The organism is Spongiactinospora rosea (assembly GCF_003315795.1).
GTDB lineage: Bacteria > Actinomycetota > Actinomycetes > Streptosporangiales > Streptosporangiaceae > Spongiactinospora > Spongiactinospora rosea.
This window is the reverse complement of record NZ_QMEY01000007.1, coordinates 184920-202612: the sequence shown is the minus strand read 5'-3', so window position 1 is coordinate 202612 and position 17693 is coordinate 184920. Positions and strand designations below refer to the sequence as shown.

The 17693-nt window shown below is 72.1% G+C and carries 13 protein-coding genes and 1 CRISPR repeat array (1 of these 14 only partly in view); of the genes, 11 read left to right on the top strand and 2 right to left on the bottom strand.

Translation table 11 applies throughout. The annotated features are described in order from the left end of the window. Positions 1 to 555: a CRISPR direct-repeat array (repeat unit 28 nt; unit sequence GGATCACCCCCGCGCGTGCGGGGAGCAC); it reaches 266 nt to the left of the window's first position. Between the two features lie 587 nt (positions 556 to 1142). After that, positions 1143 to 1460: an ArsR/SmtB family transcription factor gene (locus DP939_RS19015; protein WP_199565259.1), complete on the bottom strand. Its 318-nt coding sequence runs from the start codon at positions 1458 to 1460 to the stop codon at positions 1143 to 1145. Positions 1461 to 1558: 98 nt separating this feature from the next. Between DP939_RS19015 and DP939_RS19010 the strand changes: the two genes are divergently transcribed. Next, on the top strand, positions 1559 to 2728 hold the full coding sequence (locus DP939_RS19010) for an MFS transporter (RefSeq protein ID WP_199565258.1): 1170 nt from the start codon (positions 1559 to 1561) through the stop codon (positions 2726 to 2728). On the opposite strand, the gene DP939_RS19005 is transcribed toward DP939_RS19010, so the two are convergent. After that, positions 2708 to 3538, bottom strand: a complete 831-nt coding sequence (locus DP939_RS19005) for a thioesterase family protein (RefSeq protein ID WP_113982057.1) — start codon at positions 3536 to 3538, stop codon at positions 2708 to 2710. The genes DP939_RS19010 and DP939_RS19005 overlap by 21 nt on opposite strands. Positions 3539 to 3599: 61 nt before the next feature. On the opposite strand from DP939_RS19005, the gene DP939_RS19000 reads away from it, so the two are divergent. The 10 genes from DP939_RS19000 to DP939_RS18955 all read left to right on the top strand — a co-directional run bounded on the left by DP939_RS19000 (position 3600) and on the right by DP939_RS18955 (position 17672). Continuing rightward, entirely contained in the window at positions 3600 to 4313 is a 714-nt protein-coding gene (locus DP939_RS19000) for a TetR/AcrR family transcriptional regulator (protein ID WP_113982056.1), read from the top strand. 362 nt (positions 4314 to 4675) lie between these two features. Beyond that, positions 4676 to 5692, top strand: a complete 1017-nt coding sequence (locus DP939_RS18995) for a conjugal transfer protein (RefSeq protein WP_113982211.1) — start codon at positions 4676 to 4678, stop codon at positions 5690 to 5692. A gap of 109 nt (positions 5693 to 5801) precedes the next feature. Next, positions 5802 to 6068: a hypothetical protein gene (locus tag DP939_RS18990; RefSeq protein WP_113982210.1), complete on the top strand. Its 267-nt coding sequence runs from the start codon at positions 5802 to 5804 to the stop codon at positions 6066 to 6068. A 131-nt stretch (positions 6069 to 6199) separates the two neighbouring features. After that, positions 6200 to 9610, top strand: a complete 3411-nt coding sequence (locus DP939_RS48730) for a TcpE family conjugal transfer membrane protein (RefSeq protein WP_113982055.1) — start codon at positions 6200 to 6202, stop codon at positions 9608 to 9610. A gap of 43 nt (positions 9611 to 9653) precedes the next feature. Continuing rightward, positions 9654 to 12140 (top strand): ATP-binding protein, encoded by a 2487-nt coding sequence (locus tag DP939_RS18980; RefSeq protein ID WP_113982054.1) that lies wholly within the window; start codon positions 9654 to 9656, stop codon positions 12138 to 12140. Continuing rightward, positions 12137 to 14581, top strand: coding sequence for a type IV secretion system protein (locus DP939_RS48725; RefSeq protein WP_263972331.1), 2445 nt, complete (start codon positions 12137 to 12139; stop codon positions 14579 to 14581). Before DP939_RS18980 ends, DP939_RS48725 begins: the two co-directional genes overlap by 4 nt. A gap of 3 nt (positions 14582 to 14584) precedes the next feature. Beyond that, a complete protein-coding gene (locus DP939_RS18970; protein WP_113982052.1) occupies positions 14585 to 15238 on the top strand; it encodes a hypothetical protein in 654 nt (217 codons plus the stop codon). 53 nt (positions 15239 to 15291) lie between these two features. Then, a complete protein-coding gene (locus DP939_RS18965) occupies positions 15292 to 16326 on the top strand; it encodes a C40 family peptidase (protein ID WP_225878352.1) in 1035 nt (344 codons plus the stop codon). A gap of 14 nt (positions 16327 to 16340) precedes the next feature. After that, positions 16341 to 16742, top strand: coding sequence for a (deoxy)nucleoside triphosphate pyrophosphohydrolase (locus DP939_RS18960; RefSeq protein WP_113982050.1), 402 nt, complete (start codon positions 16341 to 16343; stop codon positions 16740 to 16742). A gap of 30 nt (positions 16743 to 16772) precedes the next feature. Then, complete coding sequence (locus DP939_RS18955; protein ID WP_147268043.1) at positions 16773 to 17672, top strand: hypothetical protein; 900 nt, start codon at positions 16773 to 16775, stop codon at positions 17670 to 17672. Positions 17673 to 17693: the final 21 nt, after the last annotated feature.

The following is a 17693-nucleotide window of genomic DNA, read 5'->3' as shown; positions in this document are numbered from 1 at the left end:
GAGCACGGGCCTGATGTGGGATGCCAGACGCTGATGGCAGGATCACCCCCGCGCGTGCGGGGAGCACCTCCTTGGGGTGGACGTCCCCCTCGATCGGCAGGGATCACCCCCGCGCGTGCGGGGAGCACACGTCCAAGGGGGGGAGGACCAGCCGCCCGTCTGGATCACCCCCGCGCGTGCGGGGAGCACCACCGGATCGACGGAGTTGTCGTCGAGGTGGGCGGATCACCCCCGCGCGTGCGGGGAGCACCCTAGAGCGCCAACTCTGGGAACCCGGTGGGGCGGATCACCCCCGCGCGTGCGGGGAGCACGCCGATCTCCAGCGCGACGATCCGATAGACCGCGGATCACCCCCGCGCGTGCGGGGAGCACCGCGCCTCAGCCTCCACCCGAACCCGCTCCGCTGGATCACCCCCGCGCGTGCGGGGAGCACCGGCATTGGATCATCCTATGCTGCGACCTATGAGGATCACCCCCGCGCGTGCGGGGAGCACTAATGCAGAACGAAAGTGGAGATGAAAGTACCGGGATCACCCCCGCGCGTGCGGGGAGCACACTTGTTGACCTGCGGGTTTTCCGGGCGGTGGGGGCGATTTCATTTAGTTCGAAAACGATGACCTCGCTGGCTGGGTATCGCGATTCGGCGACGGTGGCCCTCTCTACGACTGTGAGGATGCAGTCACTAACGCAGGAACGATATCTCGCAGGGGAGCGCAGGTTGAGGACTTGCCTGGGTCATGGTCCGAAGGCCGTGTGGATGGGTTCTGAGGGCTTGGGCGTGGTTGGTGGGTATGGGGGTGTGCTGGTGGCGGTAGCGCCGGGCGGAGCCCGGCTTTGGGAAAAAGGCCGAGCGTTAGCGAGGGCGATTGCGCGCGGTAGCGCGTACTGGGCGGGGTGCCGGTGTGGGTGGTAGCGCGTACTGGGGCGACGTGTGTAGTGCGGGGGCGGGGAAGCATAGGCCGAGCGTCTGGTTGGGGCGGTTTGGTGGTGGCCGGCCGTGGGGCCGGGGCGACGCAGGTCGGTAAGATCGTTGGGCTTTGGTGGGGCCGATGGCCCGCCGGGTCTTGGACGCCTGCCTGGGCGGGCCCGGCCAGGTCGCCCAGGTAGGCCGCACAGCCGCCCCCGTGAAGCACGGGCAGGGGTCAGCCGGTGCGTGGGGGTTTGGCGGCGAGGATCGAGGCGAGCAGGCCGGGGAATCGGCGTTCCAGTTCGGCGCGGCGGAGTCTGCTCGGGCGGGCGTTGCCGTCCAGGCGGGTGGAGACCAGGCCGCTGTGTCTGAGGATGTTGACGTGGTGTGACACCGTCGAGACCTTGACCGGCAGGTCGAGGGCCGTGCAGGTGGACTCGCCGAGCACGTCGAGCAGGCGCACGATCTGCAGCCGTGTCGGGTCGGCCAAGGCGGATAGGACCGTGCCGACGTCGATCTCGTCGAGGTCCGGTTGTGCCAGCCAGGTCTCCATGCTCGCTCCTTCGATGACCATCCCACTCTACGATACCCATCGGACTTCTATTACGATGAGTGTCGTAACTAACGATGGCTATCGGAAGGCTTCTCCTCGTGACCAGCTCACTCACCCCAACGGCCGTCCGGTGGCGTCCGCATGCCGCCGTGCTCGCGTTCGGCGCGTTCGCGGTCGGCACGGACGGATTCGTGATCGCCGGGCTGCTGCCCTCTGTGGCCGCGTCGCTGCACGTCAGCGTGGCGGCGGCCGGGCAGCTCGTGACGGTGTTCTCGATCGCCTACGCGGTGCTCGCCCCCGTGCTCGCGGTGCTCACCGCCTCGTGGTCGCGGCGGACCGTACTGGTCGCCGCGCTCGCCGTGTTCGCCGTCGGGAACGCGATCACCGCGCTCGCCCCCGACTACGGCCTCGTACTCGTCTCGCGGGCCATCGCCGCCGCAGGCGCGGCGCTGTTCACCGCGACCGCCAGTGCGACGGCGGCGCTGCTGGCCGGGGAGCGCGAGCGCGGCCGGGCCATCGCGATCGTGATGTTCGGTATGACGTCGTCGCTGGTCCTGGGCGCGCCGCTGGGCACGGTGGTCGGCGACCGGCTGGACTGGCGGGCCACCATCTGGCTGGTCACCGCGCTCGGGATGCTCGCCGTCCCGCCCATCGCGCTGCGCCTGCCCGCCGTCGCCGCGGGGGCCACCGCGGGCCTGCGCGCCTTCCTGGCCCCGCTGGGGGACCGGCGGGTGCTGGGGGTGCTGCTCACCACGGTGGTGGCGTTCACCGGGATCTACATCCCGTACACGTACATCAGCGAGATCTTCGCCCCGGCCACCGGGGGTGGGGCGCTGCTGGCCGTACTGCTGCTCGCCTTCGGCGTCGCCGGTACGGCGGGCAACCTCGCCGCCGGGAAGCTGGCCGACCGGCGCGGGCCACGGGAGGTGATCATCGCCGTGACGCTGATCCTGGCCGTGGTCTTCGTCCTGATGCCGCTGGGCCGGGGGACGATCGCGGCGGCCGTGGTGACCACGCTGGTGGCCGGGTTCCTGTCCTTCTCGGTCACCACGCCGCAGCAGCACCTGCTGATCACGCTGGCCCGGCACGGCGCCGGGATGGTGACCTCGCTGTACCAGTCCGCCGTGTACCTCGCCGTCTCCCTGTCCGGGGCGGTCGGGGCGCTCGGCCTGGCCGGGTGGGGCGCGGCGGCCCTGCCGTACATGGCGGCGGCCCTGATGGCCGTCACGGCCGGGCTGACGTACCTGTCAGGCCGTGGCGGCCACTGATCGGCCGGGCAGGCGTACGGCGGCGAGCTGCATGGCCTGGGCGACCGGGCGGTCCTTGGCGTCCCAGACCTGGGCCACCTCGTGCATACGGTCGCCGCCGAGGTCCGTCGCGCCCAGCCGTACGCGGACCGGGCCGGACGTGGGCAGCCGGTGGACGTACGCGGTGAGCTGGACCGTCGGGGTCCACCCGGGGATGCCGAGGTCGTAGGACGCGGGCGGAACGGGGTCGAGGGCGACCAGGAGGCTCAGCGGGTCCCAGTCGGAGCCGTCCTTGAGCCGCTGCCAGGAGTGCGTGACGCCCTCGCGGCGCGGCGCGCCGAACATGAAGGCGAGGTCGCCGGGGGCGATGCGCTCTTCGAGCACGTCCATCAGCGGGATCGTGAACCCGGCCACGGGAGGGTCGGTGGGCACCAGGAAGCACTCGTCCTCCGGCGGGATGGTCGGCGGCTCGACGGCCGACCACTCGGGGCCGGAGTCGTCCAGCAGCCCGAGGGTGAGTACGGCGTCGACCATGGGCCTGCCGTCCTGGGACAGGCGGGCCCGCGCCTGGGTGAGCGTACGGCCCGAGCGCAGCAACTCGACGGTGACCTCGGCCGGGCCGGGGGCCGGCGGCTCGATGAAGGTCGCGCCGACCGAGGTGACGTGCGGGTGGCGGTCGTTCGCCGCCGCGTCCAGGGCCGCCCGGCCCATGATGGCCAGCATGTAGCCGCCCTGCGGCCGGACACCGACCGCCCACAGCGGATCCAACTCGGCCGCGTAGAGACCCGCGCCGCGCGCGGACACCGCGGTCGCCTCACCGAATGTCGACATATGACCCCTTCCTCCGGGAGTCAGGTTGACATCGTTAACCTAACGGCGTCAACCTGTATGCATGGCGACCACGAGGCGAGTGCGGGCCCGCCGCGGCGAGGGTGTGCTGCTGCGCGAGGAGATCCTGTGCGCGGCCGGCGACCTGCTCGCCGAGACCGGCACCGAGGACGCGCTGACGGTCCGCGCGGTCGCCGTCCGGGCCGGTGTCACCACGCCCTCGGTCTACCTGCACTTCGCCGGTAAGGAAGAGCTGGTCGAGGCCGTCTGCCTGCGCGCCTGGGACGAGCTGGGCCGGATCTTCGCCGAGAGCCGGGGCGGTGACCCGTTCCTGGCCCTGGGACGCTGCGGCCGGGCGTACGCGCGGTTCGCCCTGGACCACCCGGCGCAGTACCGGGTGCTGATGATGCGGCCCACGGCGGGCCCGGGCGTGCCCCCCGCCGCCGCCGCGGCCTTCGGCCACATGGTCGCCGCCGTCGCGGCCTGCGTGCGGGAGGGAGTGCTCCAGGGCGACCCAGAGACCCTCGCCCTCGGTCTGTGGTCGGCCGTGCACGGCTGCGTCTCGCTGCTGATCGCCCAGCCGTCCTTCCCGTGGCCCGAGGACCGGGAGGCGCTGATCGCCCACATCGTGCACATGGCGGGCTTCGGCGCGGCAATGCAGTCCCGCCTGCCGCGGGCGCTGCCGCCGAGTGCCCGGCTGGCCGCCGAGCTGGACGACTTCGGCGTACGGCTCGCGGACGCGGGCGGTACGCAGAGCTGCCAGACCGATTCGGTGTGAGTCAGGTGTGACGCACCTGACGCGCTCCGGTGCTGCACCAGTGACAAGATGTCGCTGAATGGCCACATATGCGCAGGTCGCGACAGTCCCGGAGCGGTGGGGACAGCAACACGTAGCTGTTAGGTAATTAAGGGGCCTCTGGCCTGGTATAACCCGCTTTGTCCGATGGGCAGAGCCCCTCATGCGGGGGCATCGGGGACGAACACCCGGTTTGCTCGGTTACGGTGATGGCTGCAGCATGGGCGTGGCTTTCCTGGAACAATTGGCAGGGCCGCTAGGGTGATTGCTTCACCACCGATAACGGGATCGAGAGTAAGACGACACCGCGCCATGCCGTGGGGATCGGCGCGAGCGGAGGCGTGATGGCTCGAAGGTCGATCGTCCACCGGGACCCCTCGGTCCCTGGCGATCAGGAGCTGTCGGCGTTCCCGGACCCCGGCGGGACCGAGACTCCTGCCGCCCGCGGGCGCGGCGGCCCCCGGCGCGGCCGATGGGCCGGCGGCGGTGGGCGGTGGCTGGTGTGGGCTGGCCGCGCCGTGCTGTGGGCCCTCATCATCGTCATCGTGTTCAACGGCGTACGCGCGCCATTCGAGCGTTTCACCCAGGGCGATTCGCTGTCCGGCCAGGCCGCGCCGTCCGCCGGGACCGGTTTCCCCACCGACCGCGCCGCGTCGTTCGCCAATCAATTCGCCGCCGCATATCTCAATATGAACGCCTCCCAGCCGCAGGAAAGAGCAGGGCGGCTGGCGCCGTTCCTGCCGGAAGGCACCTCTGACGGGCAGTTCGGATGGGACGGCGCGGGCCAGATGTCGGCCGGGGCCATTCAGCCGTACGGGGTCGACGTGACCGACGCCCAGCACGCGAAGGTCAACCTGATCTTCCAGTCCGGCAACCGGCGGATGCTCCTTTCGGTGCCGGTCTTCTACACCGAGGGCAGGTTCGTGGTCTCCGAGCGACCCGCCATACTCCCCGCGCCCGCCAAGGCCGACCTGCCGCAGGAGGCCGAGCCCGACCGTGACGAGACGACCGCGGGCGAGCTGCGCCAGCAGCTGGGGGCGTTCTTCGAGGCGTACGCCAAGGGCGACACCGTCGCGCTGCAGCGCTATGTGACCGGCAAGAGGCTGGAGAGCTTCGGAGGGGCCTTCACCTTCGTCAAGCTCCAGGACCTGGTGGTCCCGCCCGGCGGCACCATCAGGGACATCACCGCCGTCGTCGTCTGGGGCCTGGTGCCCGCCGCGCCGCCGACCGCCGAGCCGACGTCGAACGGGGGCGCGGAGGGGAGCGGGACGCTCGTCCAGTCCTACCGGCTCACCGTCGAAAAGCAGGGCGAGCGATGGTACGTGAAGGACATCCGCGGCGCAGACCGCTCCGTGGGGTGAGAATGATGGCCGCCGTCCGACGCCACTCGTCCGTGGCCGATCCATCTCCCCGGGAGGACAGGAATTGAGTCTGCATAGCGTTGTGCTGCACGCGATCGACGTCGCGACGCTGCCACTCCAGGCGGCGTCGCCCTCGCCGGCCGCTCCCGCAGGTGTGGACACCCAGGGGCTCGCCGACTTCCTGCGCCAGTTCTTCGGGCCGTTGTTCCTGGTGATCGTCTCCGTCGTCGCGCTTTTCTTCCTCTTCACCAGGGAAATCACCAGGTTCGTTCAGTTCATCATTCTCGCGGTGGCGATCGGGGTGATCTTCTACGTGCCCAACATCATCGAGGTGACCGCCCGCGCCATCGCGGGCGCGCTGGGCATCGGCAATTGAAGGATTGAGAACGGGTCGCCGCGGTCATTGATGATGAAGCGGATGAAGCGGCCCCCGGCACACGAGAGTGAGGCGAGCAGAGTACTGCCCGCGCGAGCGCGACGGATCTAAGGTGCGGAGAGGAGGAGCGCGTGGACCTGCCCACATATACCAATATCTGGCGTATCGAGAAACGGCTCTACAAGCTGTACGACCTACGGCTGCCGATGCCGCTTCCGATCGTGTGGATCGGTGTCTTCATGGGCGTCCTCGTGCCCTGGTCGCTGTTCCTCTGGCTGGTCGGCCTGGACTTCGTGACTCCGTGGCACGTCGTCTACCTCGTTCCGCCCGGCATCGTCACCTGGCTGTCCACCCGGCCGGTCATCGAGAACAAGCGGCTCAACGAGCTGATGCAGTCCCAGATCCGCTACCTGGGCGAGCCGCGTACCTGGTGCCGGATGGCGCCGAGCGCAGAGCCCGCAGAGATCGTCTTCCACGCGCGGGTGTGGCGGGTCGCGCCGCTGCCCGAGCCGGTCAAGGGCAAGGCCGCCCGCAAGGCGCGGCACGCCGCCAAGTCGCGCGGCCGGGCCCAGCGGGCCACACCGGCCCGTCAGGTACGTCCGGCCGTGGCAGCAGCGGCCGCGGCGGCCTCCACCGCGCCGGTCGCGCCCGAGGCCGCACCGGCGGTGTCCGGGACGCGTGAGGCACCCGCTTTGGGCGCGGGCCGTACGCCGCGCAGAGGCGTGGCCCCGGCCCTGTCACCGTCCCCGGGCACGGCGGTCGCGCCGCCGGACCGGGCGTCGGTGGCGCTGCCGTCGGTCGCCTTCCGCGCTCCGGGGCAGGAGGCTCAGGCCGAAGGCCCTCAGGACGGGGCTGAGCGGCCGGCTGCGCCGCCTTTGGGGGGTGGGCGGATAGGGCGGCTGCATGTGGTGCCCGATCGTGGTGAGGAGGCGGAGGAGGGGCTGCGCGAGTCCGGCGCGGGGGCCGAGAACGGCGGTTCGGCGGATTCGTCTGGCGCTGCTGCTGCTGCTGCTTCTGCTTCGGCTTCGCCTTCGCCTTCGGTCGAGCGCCGTGAACCGGCTGCTCCCGTCGCGCCGATCGGGGCGGACGCGCTGCGCCGCCTGCGCAGGCTCGCCGCGTCCGTCGAGGGGCCCGGTGGCGGTGACCCTTCGTCGTCGTCCTCGTACGGCGGGGCGGGCAAGGCCGCCTACAGCGGGATCGGCGGGGGCGAGCAGGAGTCCACGCCGGAGTCCGGCGAATCGGCCCGCGCCAGCCACCGCCGCGGCCAGCCCCCACTCCCGGACGCTCGCCGCGTCTGGCCCCCCGACCCTGCGGAGCCCACTCCCCAGGTCAAGGCTGAGCAGGAGGAGCACGGGACGGCACCCGAGCCCCCGACCCCGGCCGCACCGAACCGTGCACGCCGACACGCGGCCGGGAAGGGTAAGGAGGCCGCCGCCCACGGTCAGGCTGAGCCGGAGCGGGGCGCGGAAGAGCGGGAGCAGGTCGAGCCGGGGCGGTCGGAGGCTGTAGCCGCAGAGTCGGCGGAGCGGGTGCCGGATGCCGCTCGGCGGGATGAGCAGGAGGAGTCCGCTGCTCGGGATGAGGCGGCACGTGAGGCTGCCGCCCGAGAGCAGGTCGAGCGGGAACTGCAGGAACAGGAGCTCGCGGCGCTGGAGGCGGCCCGGCAGAAGCGCGAGGCGCGAGAGGCCGCTGCCCGGCAGCAGGCTGAGCGTGAGGCCGCTGCGCGGGCAGAGGCTGAGCAGGAAGCGCGGGAGCAGGCGGACCAAGAGGCGCGGGAGGCTGCTGCCCGCGTACGGGCTGAGCAGGCACAGGCCGAACGGGCAGAGCGCGAGGCCGCTGCGACGGCAGAGGCTGAGCAGGCAGAGCGGGAGGCTGCCGCCCGCGTAGAGGCTGAGCGTGAGCGGGCTGAGCAGGCGGAGCGTGAGGTTGCTGCTCGGGTAGAGGCTGAGCGGGAAGCCGGGGAGGTCGCGGCCCGGGAGCAGGCGGAGCGTGAGGCGGCTGAGCGGGAGCGGGAGGCTGCCGCTCGCGTACAGGCTGAGCAGGAACGGGCCGAGGCGGAGCGTGAAGTTGCTGCTCGGGTAGAGGCTGAGCGGGAAGCGCGGGAGGTCGCGGCCCGGGAGCAGGCGGAGCGGGAGGCCGCTCGCGTACGGGCTGAGCGGGAGGCTGTTGAGCGGGAGGGTGTGACTGCTGAGGCGGTGCGGCGGCAGGAGGTCGCGGCGCTGGAGCGGGCTCGGCGGCAGCGGGTGGAGCGGGAGGCCGCCGCCGCGCGGGAGCGGGCGCGGCGGGAGGCCGCCGAGCGGGAGGCCGCGGCGCGGGAGGCGACAGAACGGCAGGCGGCCGCGCGGCGGCGGGCCGCAGGGCGTGGCGTCGAGGGCGGTCCCGCGGGGCGGGAGGCCGCGGAGAACGGCGTACCCGCGCTCCCCGGCCCCAAGCGCCAGGGTCCGCAGCGCGAAGGCCGTCAGGGGCCGTTCAGGGAGGCCGCCGAGCAGGAAGGGCAGCGGGAAGGGCAGCCGCGGGTCTCGATCAGGGCCGTGCAGGAGCCGCCCGCGCCGGTCCCCGTCGCGCCCCCCACCGAGGGCGGCGGAAAGGTACGCCGGGTCGAGTCGGTCGTCGGCCGGGACGGTTCCGGCGGCGGCTGGCGGCGGCTCGCGCAGGTCGTGATCGGTTCCGGCGGGAGCCGTACGGACGGTTCGGAGATCGACGAGGCCCGCGCCAGGGCCGTGTTCAACGGCAGCCGCCGCGTGGTCGTGCTGGGCTGTACGGGCGGCGCCGGGCAGACCACGACGGCGCTGATGCTGGGCCACGCCTTCGCCATGCACCGCGACGACGGCGTGCTCGCCCTCGACGCCAACCTCGGCGACCACACCCTGACCAGCAAGATCCAGGCCGATTCCCCCGAGACGCTCAGCTCGCTGCTGGCCGGTCTCGACGACGTCGGCGGCTACCTCGGGATGCGCGCCTACACCACCCGCACGCCGTCCGGCCTGGAAGTGGTGGGCGCGGACACCGACGCGGGGGCCGAGCAGCGGATGGCGGACCGCACGCTGTTCTCCGACCAGCGGATCGGCCAGGCGATGGACATGTTCGACCACTACTACCGGCTGGTGGTGGTCGATCCGGCCGCGGCGCTGGCGGCGCGTTTCCTGCCGTACGCGGACCAGCTCGTCCTGGTCGTACCGGCCAGCGAGGACGGTCCCGACGCCGTCGCGATGACCTACGAGTGGCTGGACGGCCACGGCTGCGCCGAGCTGCGCCGCCGGGCGGTCATGGTGGTGAACGGCGTGAGCCGGCGCAGCATGGCCGCCGTGGAGCAGGCCGAGGCCGTGGCCCGCGGGCGCTGCCGGGCGATCGTCCGGGTGCCCTGGGAGGACGACCTGGCCCCGGGCGGCAGCGGGCCGATGGAGCCGGAGCGGATGCGCGCGGCCGGCCGGAGGGCCTATCTGGCGCTGGCGGGCGTGGTGGTCGCGGGCTTCGCGGTCCCACCGCACACCGGCGACCAGGGCAACCAGGGCAAGCGGAGCGAGGAGGAAGTGGCGCAGTGACCGTGGGACGGATCGCGGTACGACACGCGATGGCGGGCGGGCGATGAGCGGCCGATCGGCCCGGGCCCGCAGCCGCCTGGCCGTACGGTACTTCGATGATCGGGTGCTGCTGACCGACTCGGCGGCCTGGGCCTACTTCCGGCTGCCCACCGTGAACTACGAGTTCGTCACCCCCGAAGAGCGCGAGGCGCTGGCCACCAACATCACCATCGCGCTGGCCGCCATCCGGATGTCCGACGCCGAGGTCCATCTGCGGGTCGCGCACCGGGCCTACCCGGCCGCCGAGTGGGCGATGGCCCTCAACGCCACCTCCGACGAGGGCGCGGGCTGGCGGGAGTACCTGGAGGAGATGTACGGCCACGTCTGGGCGAAGGACTTCTGGTCCAAGGAGGTCTACCTCGGCGTACGCCTGGGCCCGCGCGGCGCGCAGCTCGGCACCGGCGTGCTGGCCCAGCTCTTCGGCTACTACCAGCGCGGCGAGAAGGCCCTCGGCCTGGACGACGACAACGTGCCCGACGGCGAGATCACCAAGTGGACCGAACAGGCCGAACGCCTCGGCAGGGCCCTGGCCGCCAGCGCCCTGTACGCCAGGCACGCCACCTCCACCGAGATCGCCTGGCTGTTCCAGCACGCCGCGACCGGCGCGCTCGGCGACCCGCCGCCGTCGGCGAGCCCGAAGCGGCGCTGGGGCCGCGGCGAGATCGAGGCGCTGGTCGAGGGCCAGATCCACAACGGCAGGTCGCTGCTGCGGATCGAGCAGACCGCCGGTGACTCCTACGTCGCCCACCTGTCCTTCGCCAGGTTCCCCGACCTGATGCCGTTCCCGGACGGCGAGCCGTGGAGCCACTTCGCCGACCAGCTCCCGTTCCCGGTGGAGCTGTCCAGCCGGATGCGGCTGATCCCGCCGGTCAAGGCCAGCAAGGACGTCGCGCGCAAGCTCGCGCACGCCCGCGACATGGACATCCACATCCGCGAGGCGGGCGCGGAGGCCCCGATCGCGCTGGCCGAGCAGATCGACGCGGCGCGGATGCTGGAGCACGGCATCACCAAGGAGCGCCTGCCGTTCGTGTACGGCTGGCACCGGCTGATCGTCGCCGCGCCGACCGAGGAGGTCTGCCTGCAACGGGTGGACGCGGTCATCGAGCACTACCGCGACATGGGCATCGACATCGTCAACTCCACCGGCGACCAGTTCTCGCTGTTCTGCGAGGCGCTGCCGGGGGAGCGGGTACGCGTCAACGCCTACGCCCAGCGGCAGCCGCTGCGCACGATCGCGGGCGGCATGGCGGTGGCGACGGTCGATGTCGGCGACCGCATCGACGAGACCAGCGCGGGCTGGGCCGGGCCGTACATCGGCGAGTCGGTGGGCAGGGCGCGCAGCATCGTGCACTTCGACCCGCTGGTGGCGGCGGCGCGCAACCGCCCGACCGCCATCGCGATCACCGGTGAGCCGGGCGGCGGCAAGACCACGCTGGCGCTGCTGCTGATCTACCAGATGGCGCTGCGCGGGGTGACGATCGCGGTGATCGACCCCAAGGGCGACGCCGAGTCGCTGGTCGAGCTTTTGCGCGCGCGGGGCCGCAAGGCGCGGATCATCCCGCTGGGGTCGGCCGCGCCGGGTCTGCTCGACCCGTTCTCGTTCGGCGACGACATCGCGGCCAAGAAGACCATGGCGACCGAGACGCTGCGGCTGCTGCTGCCCCGGATGTCGGAGGAGCGCGAGTCGGCGATGATCCAGGCGGTGGCCGCCGTGTCCAACGGCGAGGACCCCTCGCTCGGCAAGGTGGTCGACTACCTGGAGCAGGCCGACGACCCGGCCTCGAAGAACCTCGGCGCGGTGCTGCGGTCGATGTCGGAGATGCACCTGGCCCGGCTGTGCTTCGACCCCTCGGGCGGTGACCAGGTCGATCCCGAGGGCTGGACGACGGTCTTCACTCTCGGCGGGCTCACCCTGCCCGATGTCACCACGGCCCGTGATGACTACTCCTACGAGCAGCGGCTCTCGGTGGCGCTGCTCTACCTGGTCTCGCAGTTCGCCCGCCGCCTGATGAACGGGCTGGACCGCCGCGCACCCAAGGCGATCTTCCTGGACGAGGCGTGGGCGATCACCTCCACACCTGAGGGCGCCAAGCTGGTGCCCGAGGTCAGCAGGATGGGCCGGTCGCGCAACACCGCGCTGGTGCTCGTCTCCCAAAATGCCGGTGACCTGCTGAACGAGCAGGTCACCAACTGTCTTTCCTCCGTGTTCGCCTTCCGCTCCACCGAGCGGGTCGAGGTCGATCACGTCATGTCGCTGCTCGGGGTGGAGCCCCTTGAGGAGCACAAGGCGGTGCTGCGCTCGCTGGGCAACGGCGAATGCGTCTTCCGGGATCTGGACGGCCGCGCGGGCCGTATCGGGGTGGACCTTATCTCGGAAGAGCTGCTGCGCTGGCTTGACACGAATCCGACACACGATAAGCCCGGCCAGAACGGGCATGATCCAGAGGAAATCGGCAGGCCGGAGACGGCGGCGCGGGAGGTTCGGTCATGAGTGTCCCCTCGCAGGGGCCGGTGATGGGTGTCCTCGCAAGTGTCCTGACCAGAGGCAGGAGACTGCTCGGGCGCACCCGTAAGGCCCCCGGCGCACCCGGCCGGAAGGCGCGGCGCGGACGGCGTATCCGGAAGGCGGTCGGCATCGCGCTGATCGCCTTCGTCGGATTAGTGGCGGTTCCGTTCGCCGTGCCCACGACCGCGTCGGCGGCGGTGCCGATCTGCGACCTGTCGCCCGATCTCGCGCCCGAGATCGTCGGCGGCGGTGTCGACGGGCTGCTCCAGCCCCCGCCGCCCGGTGGCGTCCCGCCCGTCGGGCAGGGCCCCGCGCCCACCCCGCAGCCCGCTCCGCCGCCGCCGCCCGAGCCGGGCGCGCAGACCAACTACGGCGCGTACGGCATGGCCGGCCTGTACTGGCACACCCACGACCTGGGCTGCGACGACGTGGTGGCGGTGCTCGGCAACGCCTGGTCCAACATGATCTTCACGCTGGCCAAGGCGGTGGACCGGCTCACCATCACCACCTACCAGGCCGCCGCGACCGAGGGCCCGCTCCAGTCGATCAAGGACGTGGTCGACGACGTCGTCACCAACCTCGCCAACGCGATGTACTGGCCCTACCTGCGCCCGCTGGTCATCCTGGGCGCGATCTGGCTGGCCTGGTACGGCCTGATCAGGAAGCGCGCCACGACCACCGCCGAGGGCGTCATCTGGATGGTGCTCGCGGTGACCGTCGCGGTGTGGTTCTTCAGCCGCCCCGGCGACTTCACCGGCGTGGGCAAGGTCGTCACCGACAAGACGGCCGAGGTGGTCAACTCGGCCTTCAGCGGGCTGCCGGGCGCGGGCGGCGCGTCCTGCCTGCCGCCCAAGGGCACGCCCGCCACGCAGGCCATGCCGCAGTCCGGCGGCTACGGCCAGGGCGGTACGGCGGGCGTCGAGCAGAACGCCGACGCCCTGTGGTCCACGCTGGCCTGCAAGCCGTGGCTGATGGGCATGTTCGGCACGGCCGACCCCAACGCGCCCGTCGTACGCGACTTCGGCGCGCTCATGCTCGACATCCAGGCCATCGACCGGCAGGAGCAACTGGCCGAGAAACAGCCCGCCGCCTCGGCGCACCAGAAGCGCTACGAGGAAGAGGTGGTCAAGCAGCTCAACGGCACCTCGATCTACCCGCTGCTCAGCGGCCATGACTGGACGAGCAGGCTGGGCATCTCGCTGGGCGCGCTGATCGCGGCCATGGTCGCCGGGTTGCTGATCTTCCTGGTGGCGGTGTCGCTGCTGGTGCTGAAGGTCGGGTTCCTGCTGTTGCTGATCCTGGCGCCGATCTTCCTGCTGATCGGCGTGCATCCGGGCTCGGGGCGGATCATCGCGCTGCGCTGGCTGGAGATGGTGATCGGGACGCTGTTGCGGCAGGCGGTGCTGGCGCTGGTCCTCGGCGTGCTCGTGTACGGGTACGCGCTGATCATCTCCACCGCCATGCCGTGGGGCATGCAGATCCTGTTCATCGCGCTGCTGACCATCGCGGTGTTCTTCTACCGAAGGCCGTTCCAGCACCTGTTCGCCTCGATGGACGGGCACACGCTCACCACCCGGATGCTCGGCGAGGCGGCGTCCGCGCCGTCGTTGTCGCGGGCGGCCAACGTGCTGCCCCCGGTCGCGGGCTACCGGGTCGGGCGCTGGGGGATGCGCAAGGCCGAGCCGCTCATCCAGGCCGCGGCGATGGCGAGCGGCGGCGCGGCCACGGCCGCGGCGGCGGCCGTCGCCCAGGGCAAGGTACGCGGCGAGGAGGGCGCGGCGCAGGGCGGCGCCTCCGGCACCCGTGTGCCGGTCGCGGGCCAGCCCGCGCCCCTGGACACCGAGGGTTCGGCGGGCGCGCGGCGCAAGGCGGGCACGTCCCGTACGACGCTGCCGCGCACCGGCTCCGCCCCGCCGCTCGACCTGTCCGGCAAGCGGCCGGCGGGCACGCCGGTGCGCGGCGGGCGGACCGGCGGCACGCCCAGTGTGTCGGGTTCCGGCACTTCGGGCGGCTCGGGCGGCTCTGGTGGCCGCGGCGGGTGGTTCAGCGGCCGGTCCGGCGGCGGATGGGCGCGCGGCGGTTCGTCGGGCTCCGGGTCCGCGGGCCGTACATCGGGCGGCCGGTCCGGCGGCGGCCTCTTCGGCGGCGGCGGCAGCGGCCGGTCGAGCAACGGCGGGTCAAGCGGTCGCGGTTCGAGCAGTGGTGGTTCGAGCGGTGGCGGCCTGTTCGGCGGGAACGGCGGCGCGTCCCGGCGCTCGGGTGGTTCGGCGGGCGGTTCGGGCAGGGGCCCGGCCGCGCGCGGCGGAGGCGACGGGGGGCGGCGGGCCGAGGCCCCGCCGCTGTGGCTGTCCGGCGGCGGCGGCCGTTCGGGCGATGAGCCGGACGTGCCGTTCTGGCTACGGCCGTCACGGCACGACAAGGACTGACGGATGGCCCCAGCAGGTGACCGGCGCAAGCTGGTGTTCGGTGCGCTGGTCGTGGTGCTCGCGCTGGTCGGGGTGTACCTGACCATGTGGCCGGGCGGCGAGCAGGAGCCCGCGGCCACGGGCAGGTACGAGCCCGGCCGCACGCCGAGCGTGCCCCCGGTGACGCCGCGCCCGCCGCTCGCGACCGCCAGCGATGCCCCCTTCGACATCTACACCTACCTGCCGATGACCAAGGAGGAGCTGGCCGCCACCGCCGACGTGGCACGCCGGTTCACCGCGGCCTACGGCACGTTCCGCTTCGACGAGGCGCAGGGCGCCTACGCCGACCGCCTCAAGGGGTTCACCACGGCCGACCTGGGCGCCGAACTGGCCCGCTCGGTCGCCGCCCCCGGCGTCATCGAGCAGAGCATCGCCGAGCAGCGGATCTCCGAGGGCTCGGCCACCGTCAAGCAGATCAGGCAGATCGACGAGACGTCCGTGACCTACGTCGTGACCGGTTCCCGCAAGGTCACGGTCCGGAACGTACCGTCCCAGAGCAGCGAGGACTTCGCCGTCACGCTCGTCCAGGTGGGCGGCGACTGGCGGGTGCACGACCTGCAACCCGCCGCCGCCGGACAGGAAGGTGACCCGAACACCGTCCCGGAGGGGGTGACATGAACACCTCCCGTGCCCGGATCGCGGTCTTAGTCTGCGTGGCGGGGTTGGTTCTGATGACACTGGTGATCGCGCCGATGCTGATGAGCACGTTCCCCTCGATCCTGGGGGGCAGCGGCACGATGCCGGACTGCTCGGAGCCCGTCTCCGAGGGCGACGAGGACCAGTCGGGGACGGCGTCCTCCGACATCCCCGCCGAGTACCTGGAGCTGTACAAGGAGCACGGCAAGAAGATCGGCGTGCAGTGGAACGTCCTGGCCGGGGTGGGCAAGCGGGAGACCGATCACGGCCGGTCCCGCCTCCCCGGTGTCCAGAAGGGGACGAACTCGGCGGGCGCGGCCGGGCCGATGCAGTTCCTGATCAGCACCTGGGGCGGCAAGTCCAAGATCAAGATCCCGTCGCAGTTCAACGGGTACGCCTCCGACGGCGACGGCGACGGCTGGGCCGACATCTACAACCCGGCCGACGCCATCCTGGGCGCGGCCAAGATGCTCAAGCGCAACGGCGCCCCCGAAGACCTGCGCCGGGCGCTGTTCACCTACAACCGCGCCTGGTGGTACGTGGACCAGGTGCTGGCCATCGCCCGCGGGTACGCCAAGGACGGCGAGGTCAAGCGCCCGCCGGAGGCCGACCCGATGTGCGACCAGACCCTCGTGGACGCGGCTCCTGGCGACGTGGTCAAGAAGATCATCGACTACGCGCTGGCGCAGCGCGGCAAGCTGTACCGCTGGGGCGGCACGGGCCCCGACGCGTTCGACTGCTCGGGCGTCATCTACATGGCCTACCGCAACGCGGGCCTGACGATTCCGCGCACGACGTTCGTCCAATGGCCGTTCGGTGTTCGCGTCAAGGACGGCGACGAACAGCCCGGTGACCTGGTGTACTTCAATGCCGGGCCCGGTACGCGCGCCAACAGCCCCGGGCACGTCGGGCTGGTGGTGTCCAAGGGCAAGATGCTGGAGGCCAGGTGCACGCTGTGCGGGCCGATCAAGGTGACCGGTTATGCGAACCGGCCGGGCCGGGTCGGATTCACCCGCCCGCTGGGCACCGACTCGGTCAAGAAACAGCTCGAACGGCTGGAGCAGGGCTGACATGATGGCTTTCCATGGCTGAGCAGGCTGAGCAGATCGTCGTGGGGGCCGCGATCGTGGCCGGCGGGCGGTTGCTCGCGGCGCAGCGCGCCGAGCCGCCCGCGCTGTACGGCGGGTGGGAGTTCCCCGGTGGCAAGGTCAACCCGGGCGAGTCCGAGGTGGCGGCGCTGATCCGGGAGTGCGACGAGGAGCTGGGCGTGCTCATCAAGGTGGGCGCGCGGGTGGGCGGTGACTGGGCGCTGGCCGACGGCTACCTGCTGCGGGTGTGGCTGGCCGAGGTCGTGGCGGGCGTGCCCGAGCCCAAGGAGCACCTGGAACTGCGCTGGCTGGCCCGCTCCGACCTCTACACCGTGCCCTGGCTGCCCGCCGACCTGCCGATCGTGCACGCCGTGGAGAAGCTGCTCGACGAGGGTTGAGCGGCCACATAGCGCGATATAACCACTACCGTGGGTGTTGGTTGCGGGAGGTCGCGTGCGCCGGGTGTCCGCTCGGCGGGCGCCTGCCTGGCCGGGGTGTGCCTGGTGGGGCTGCTCGGTATGTACGGCGGGGCCGCCGCCGACTCCGGGTGGGGGCGCTGGGTGCGGGTCGAGTTGCGCGGTCCGGCGGCGGGGGCGCGGCTGAGCGTGGTCACCGATCCGCCTGGGGCCGCGTTGATCGACTGCCCCACCCGTGACGGGGAGCCTGACGAGTGCGCCTTCGGGGCCATCCCCGAGTCCCGCCACGCGGACGTGTGGGTGCGATCCGCGGAGCCCGGGGAGATCCGCCTGACCGCACGGGCCGACACCCTCCTGCGCGACGGCCGCTGGACGGCCCGCAGCGCCACCCTGGTCCTCTCCGAGGCGGGAGCCGACCTCGTTCCGGGGTCGTCAGGGCGGGGCGATCCGGACGGGTTGATCGAGCGTGTCTGGACTCCGTCCGTCACACCTGCGGGATCGTCGGAAAAGACGCGCAATGAGGAAGTAAGCGACGAACCGAATTCCATGCAGAGCGGCGAACCTGACGACAAAAGTCATGACAAGCCTGGTGGCAAAGCCGCCGAAAAGCAGTCGGACGCCGCGCGGCCCGCCGCCCCGCCGGTACAGGCCCCGCCGCCGGTCGATCCGGTGCCGGTGCAGGAGCCGCCGCAGATGCCGGTGGTCGCCGACGCGCCCGGTCCCGCGCCGGTCCCGGCGCCGCTGCCGATGCGGCTGACCACGGTGGCCTCGACGGCCGAGAGCGACGAGGCCACCCGTCCGGAGCTGCGCGGACTGCCCGCCGTACTGGTCGCCGTGGGTGCGCTGCTGGGGCTGTTGTGGGCGCTCGCGGCGGTAAGGGATCGCGGCAAGGGACGCGGCGAGCCGGATTGACGGCCTGCTGTCCGGCGGCCT

Coding starts and splice junctions, on each gene's coding strand:
- DP939_RS18970 (WP_113982052.1), top strand. CDS start 14,585: ATGGCCCCAGCAGGTGACCGGCGCAAGCTGGTGTTCGGTGCGCTGGTC.
- DP939_RS19015 (WP_199565259.1), bottom strand. CDS start 1,460: ATGGAGACCTGGCTGGCACAACCGGACCTCGACGAGATCGACGTCGGC.
- DP939_RS18980 (WP_113982054.1), top strand. CDS start 9,654: ATGAGCGGCCGATCGGCCCGGGCCCGCAGCCGCCTGGCCGTACGGTAC.
- DP939_RS19000 (WP_113982056.1), top strand. CDS start 3,600: ATGGCGACCACGAGGCGAGTGCGGGCCCGCCGCGGCGAGGGTGTGCTG.
- DP939_RS19005 (WP_113982057.1), bottom strand. CDS start 3,538: ATGTCGACATTCGGTGAGGCGACCGCGGTGTCCGCGCGCGGCGCGGGT.
- DP939_RS48725 (WP_263972331.1), top strand. CDS start 12,137: ATGAGTGTCCCCTCGCAGGGGCCGGTGATGGGTGTCCTCGCAAGTGTC.
- DP939_RS18995 (WP_113982211.1), top strand. CDS start 4,676: ATGGCTCGAAGGTCGATCGTCCACCGGGACCCCTCGGTCCCTGGCGAT.
- DP939_RS18960 (WP_113982050.1), top strand. CDS start 16,341: ATGGCTGAGCAGGCTGAGCAGATCGTCGTGGGGGCCGCGATCGTGGCC.
- DP939_RS18965 (WP_225878352.1), top strand. CDS start 15,292: ATGACACTGGTGATCGCGCCGATGCTGATGAGCACGTTCCCCTCGATC.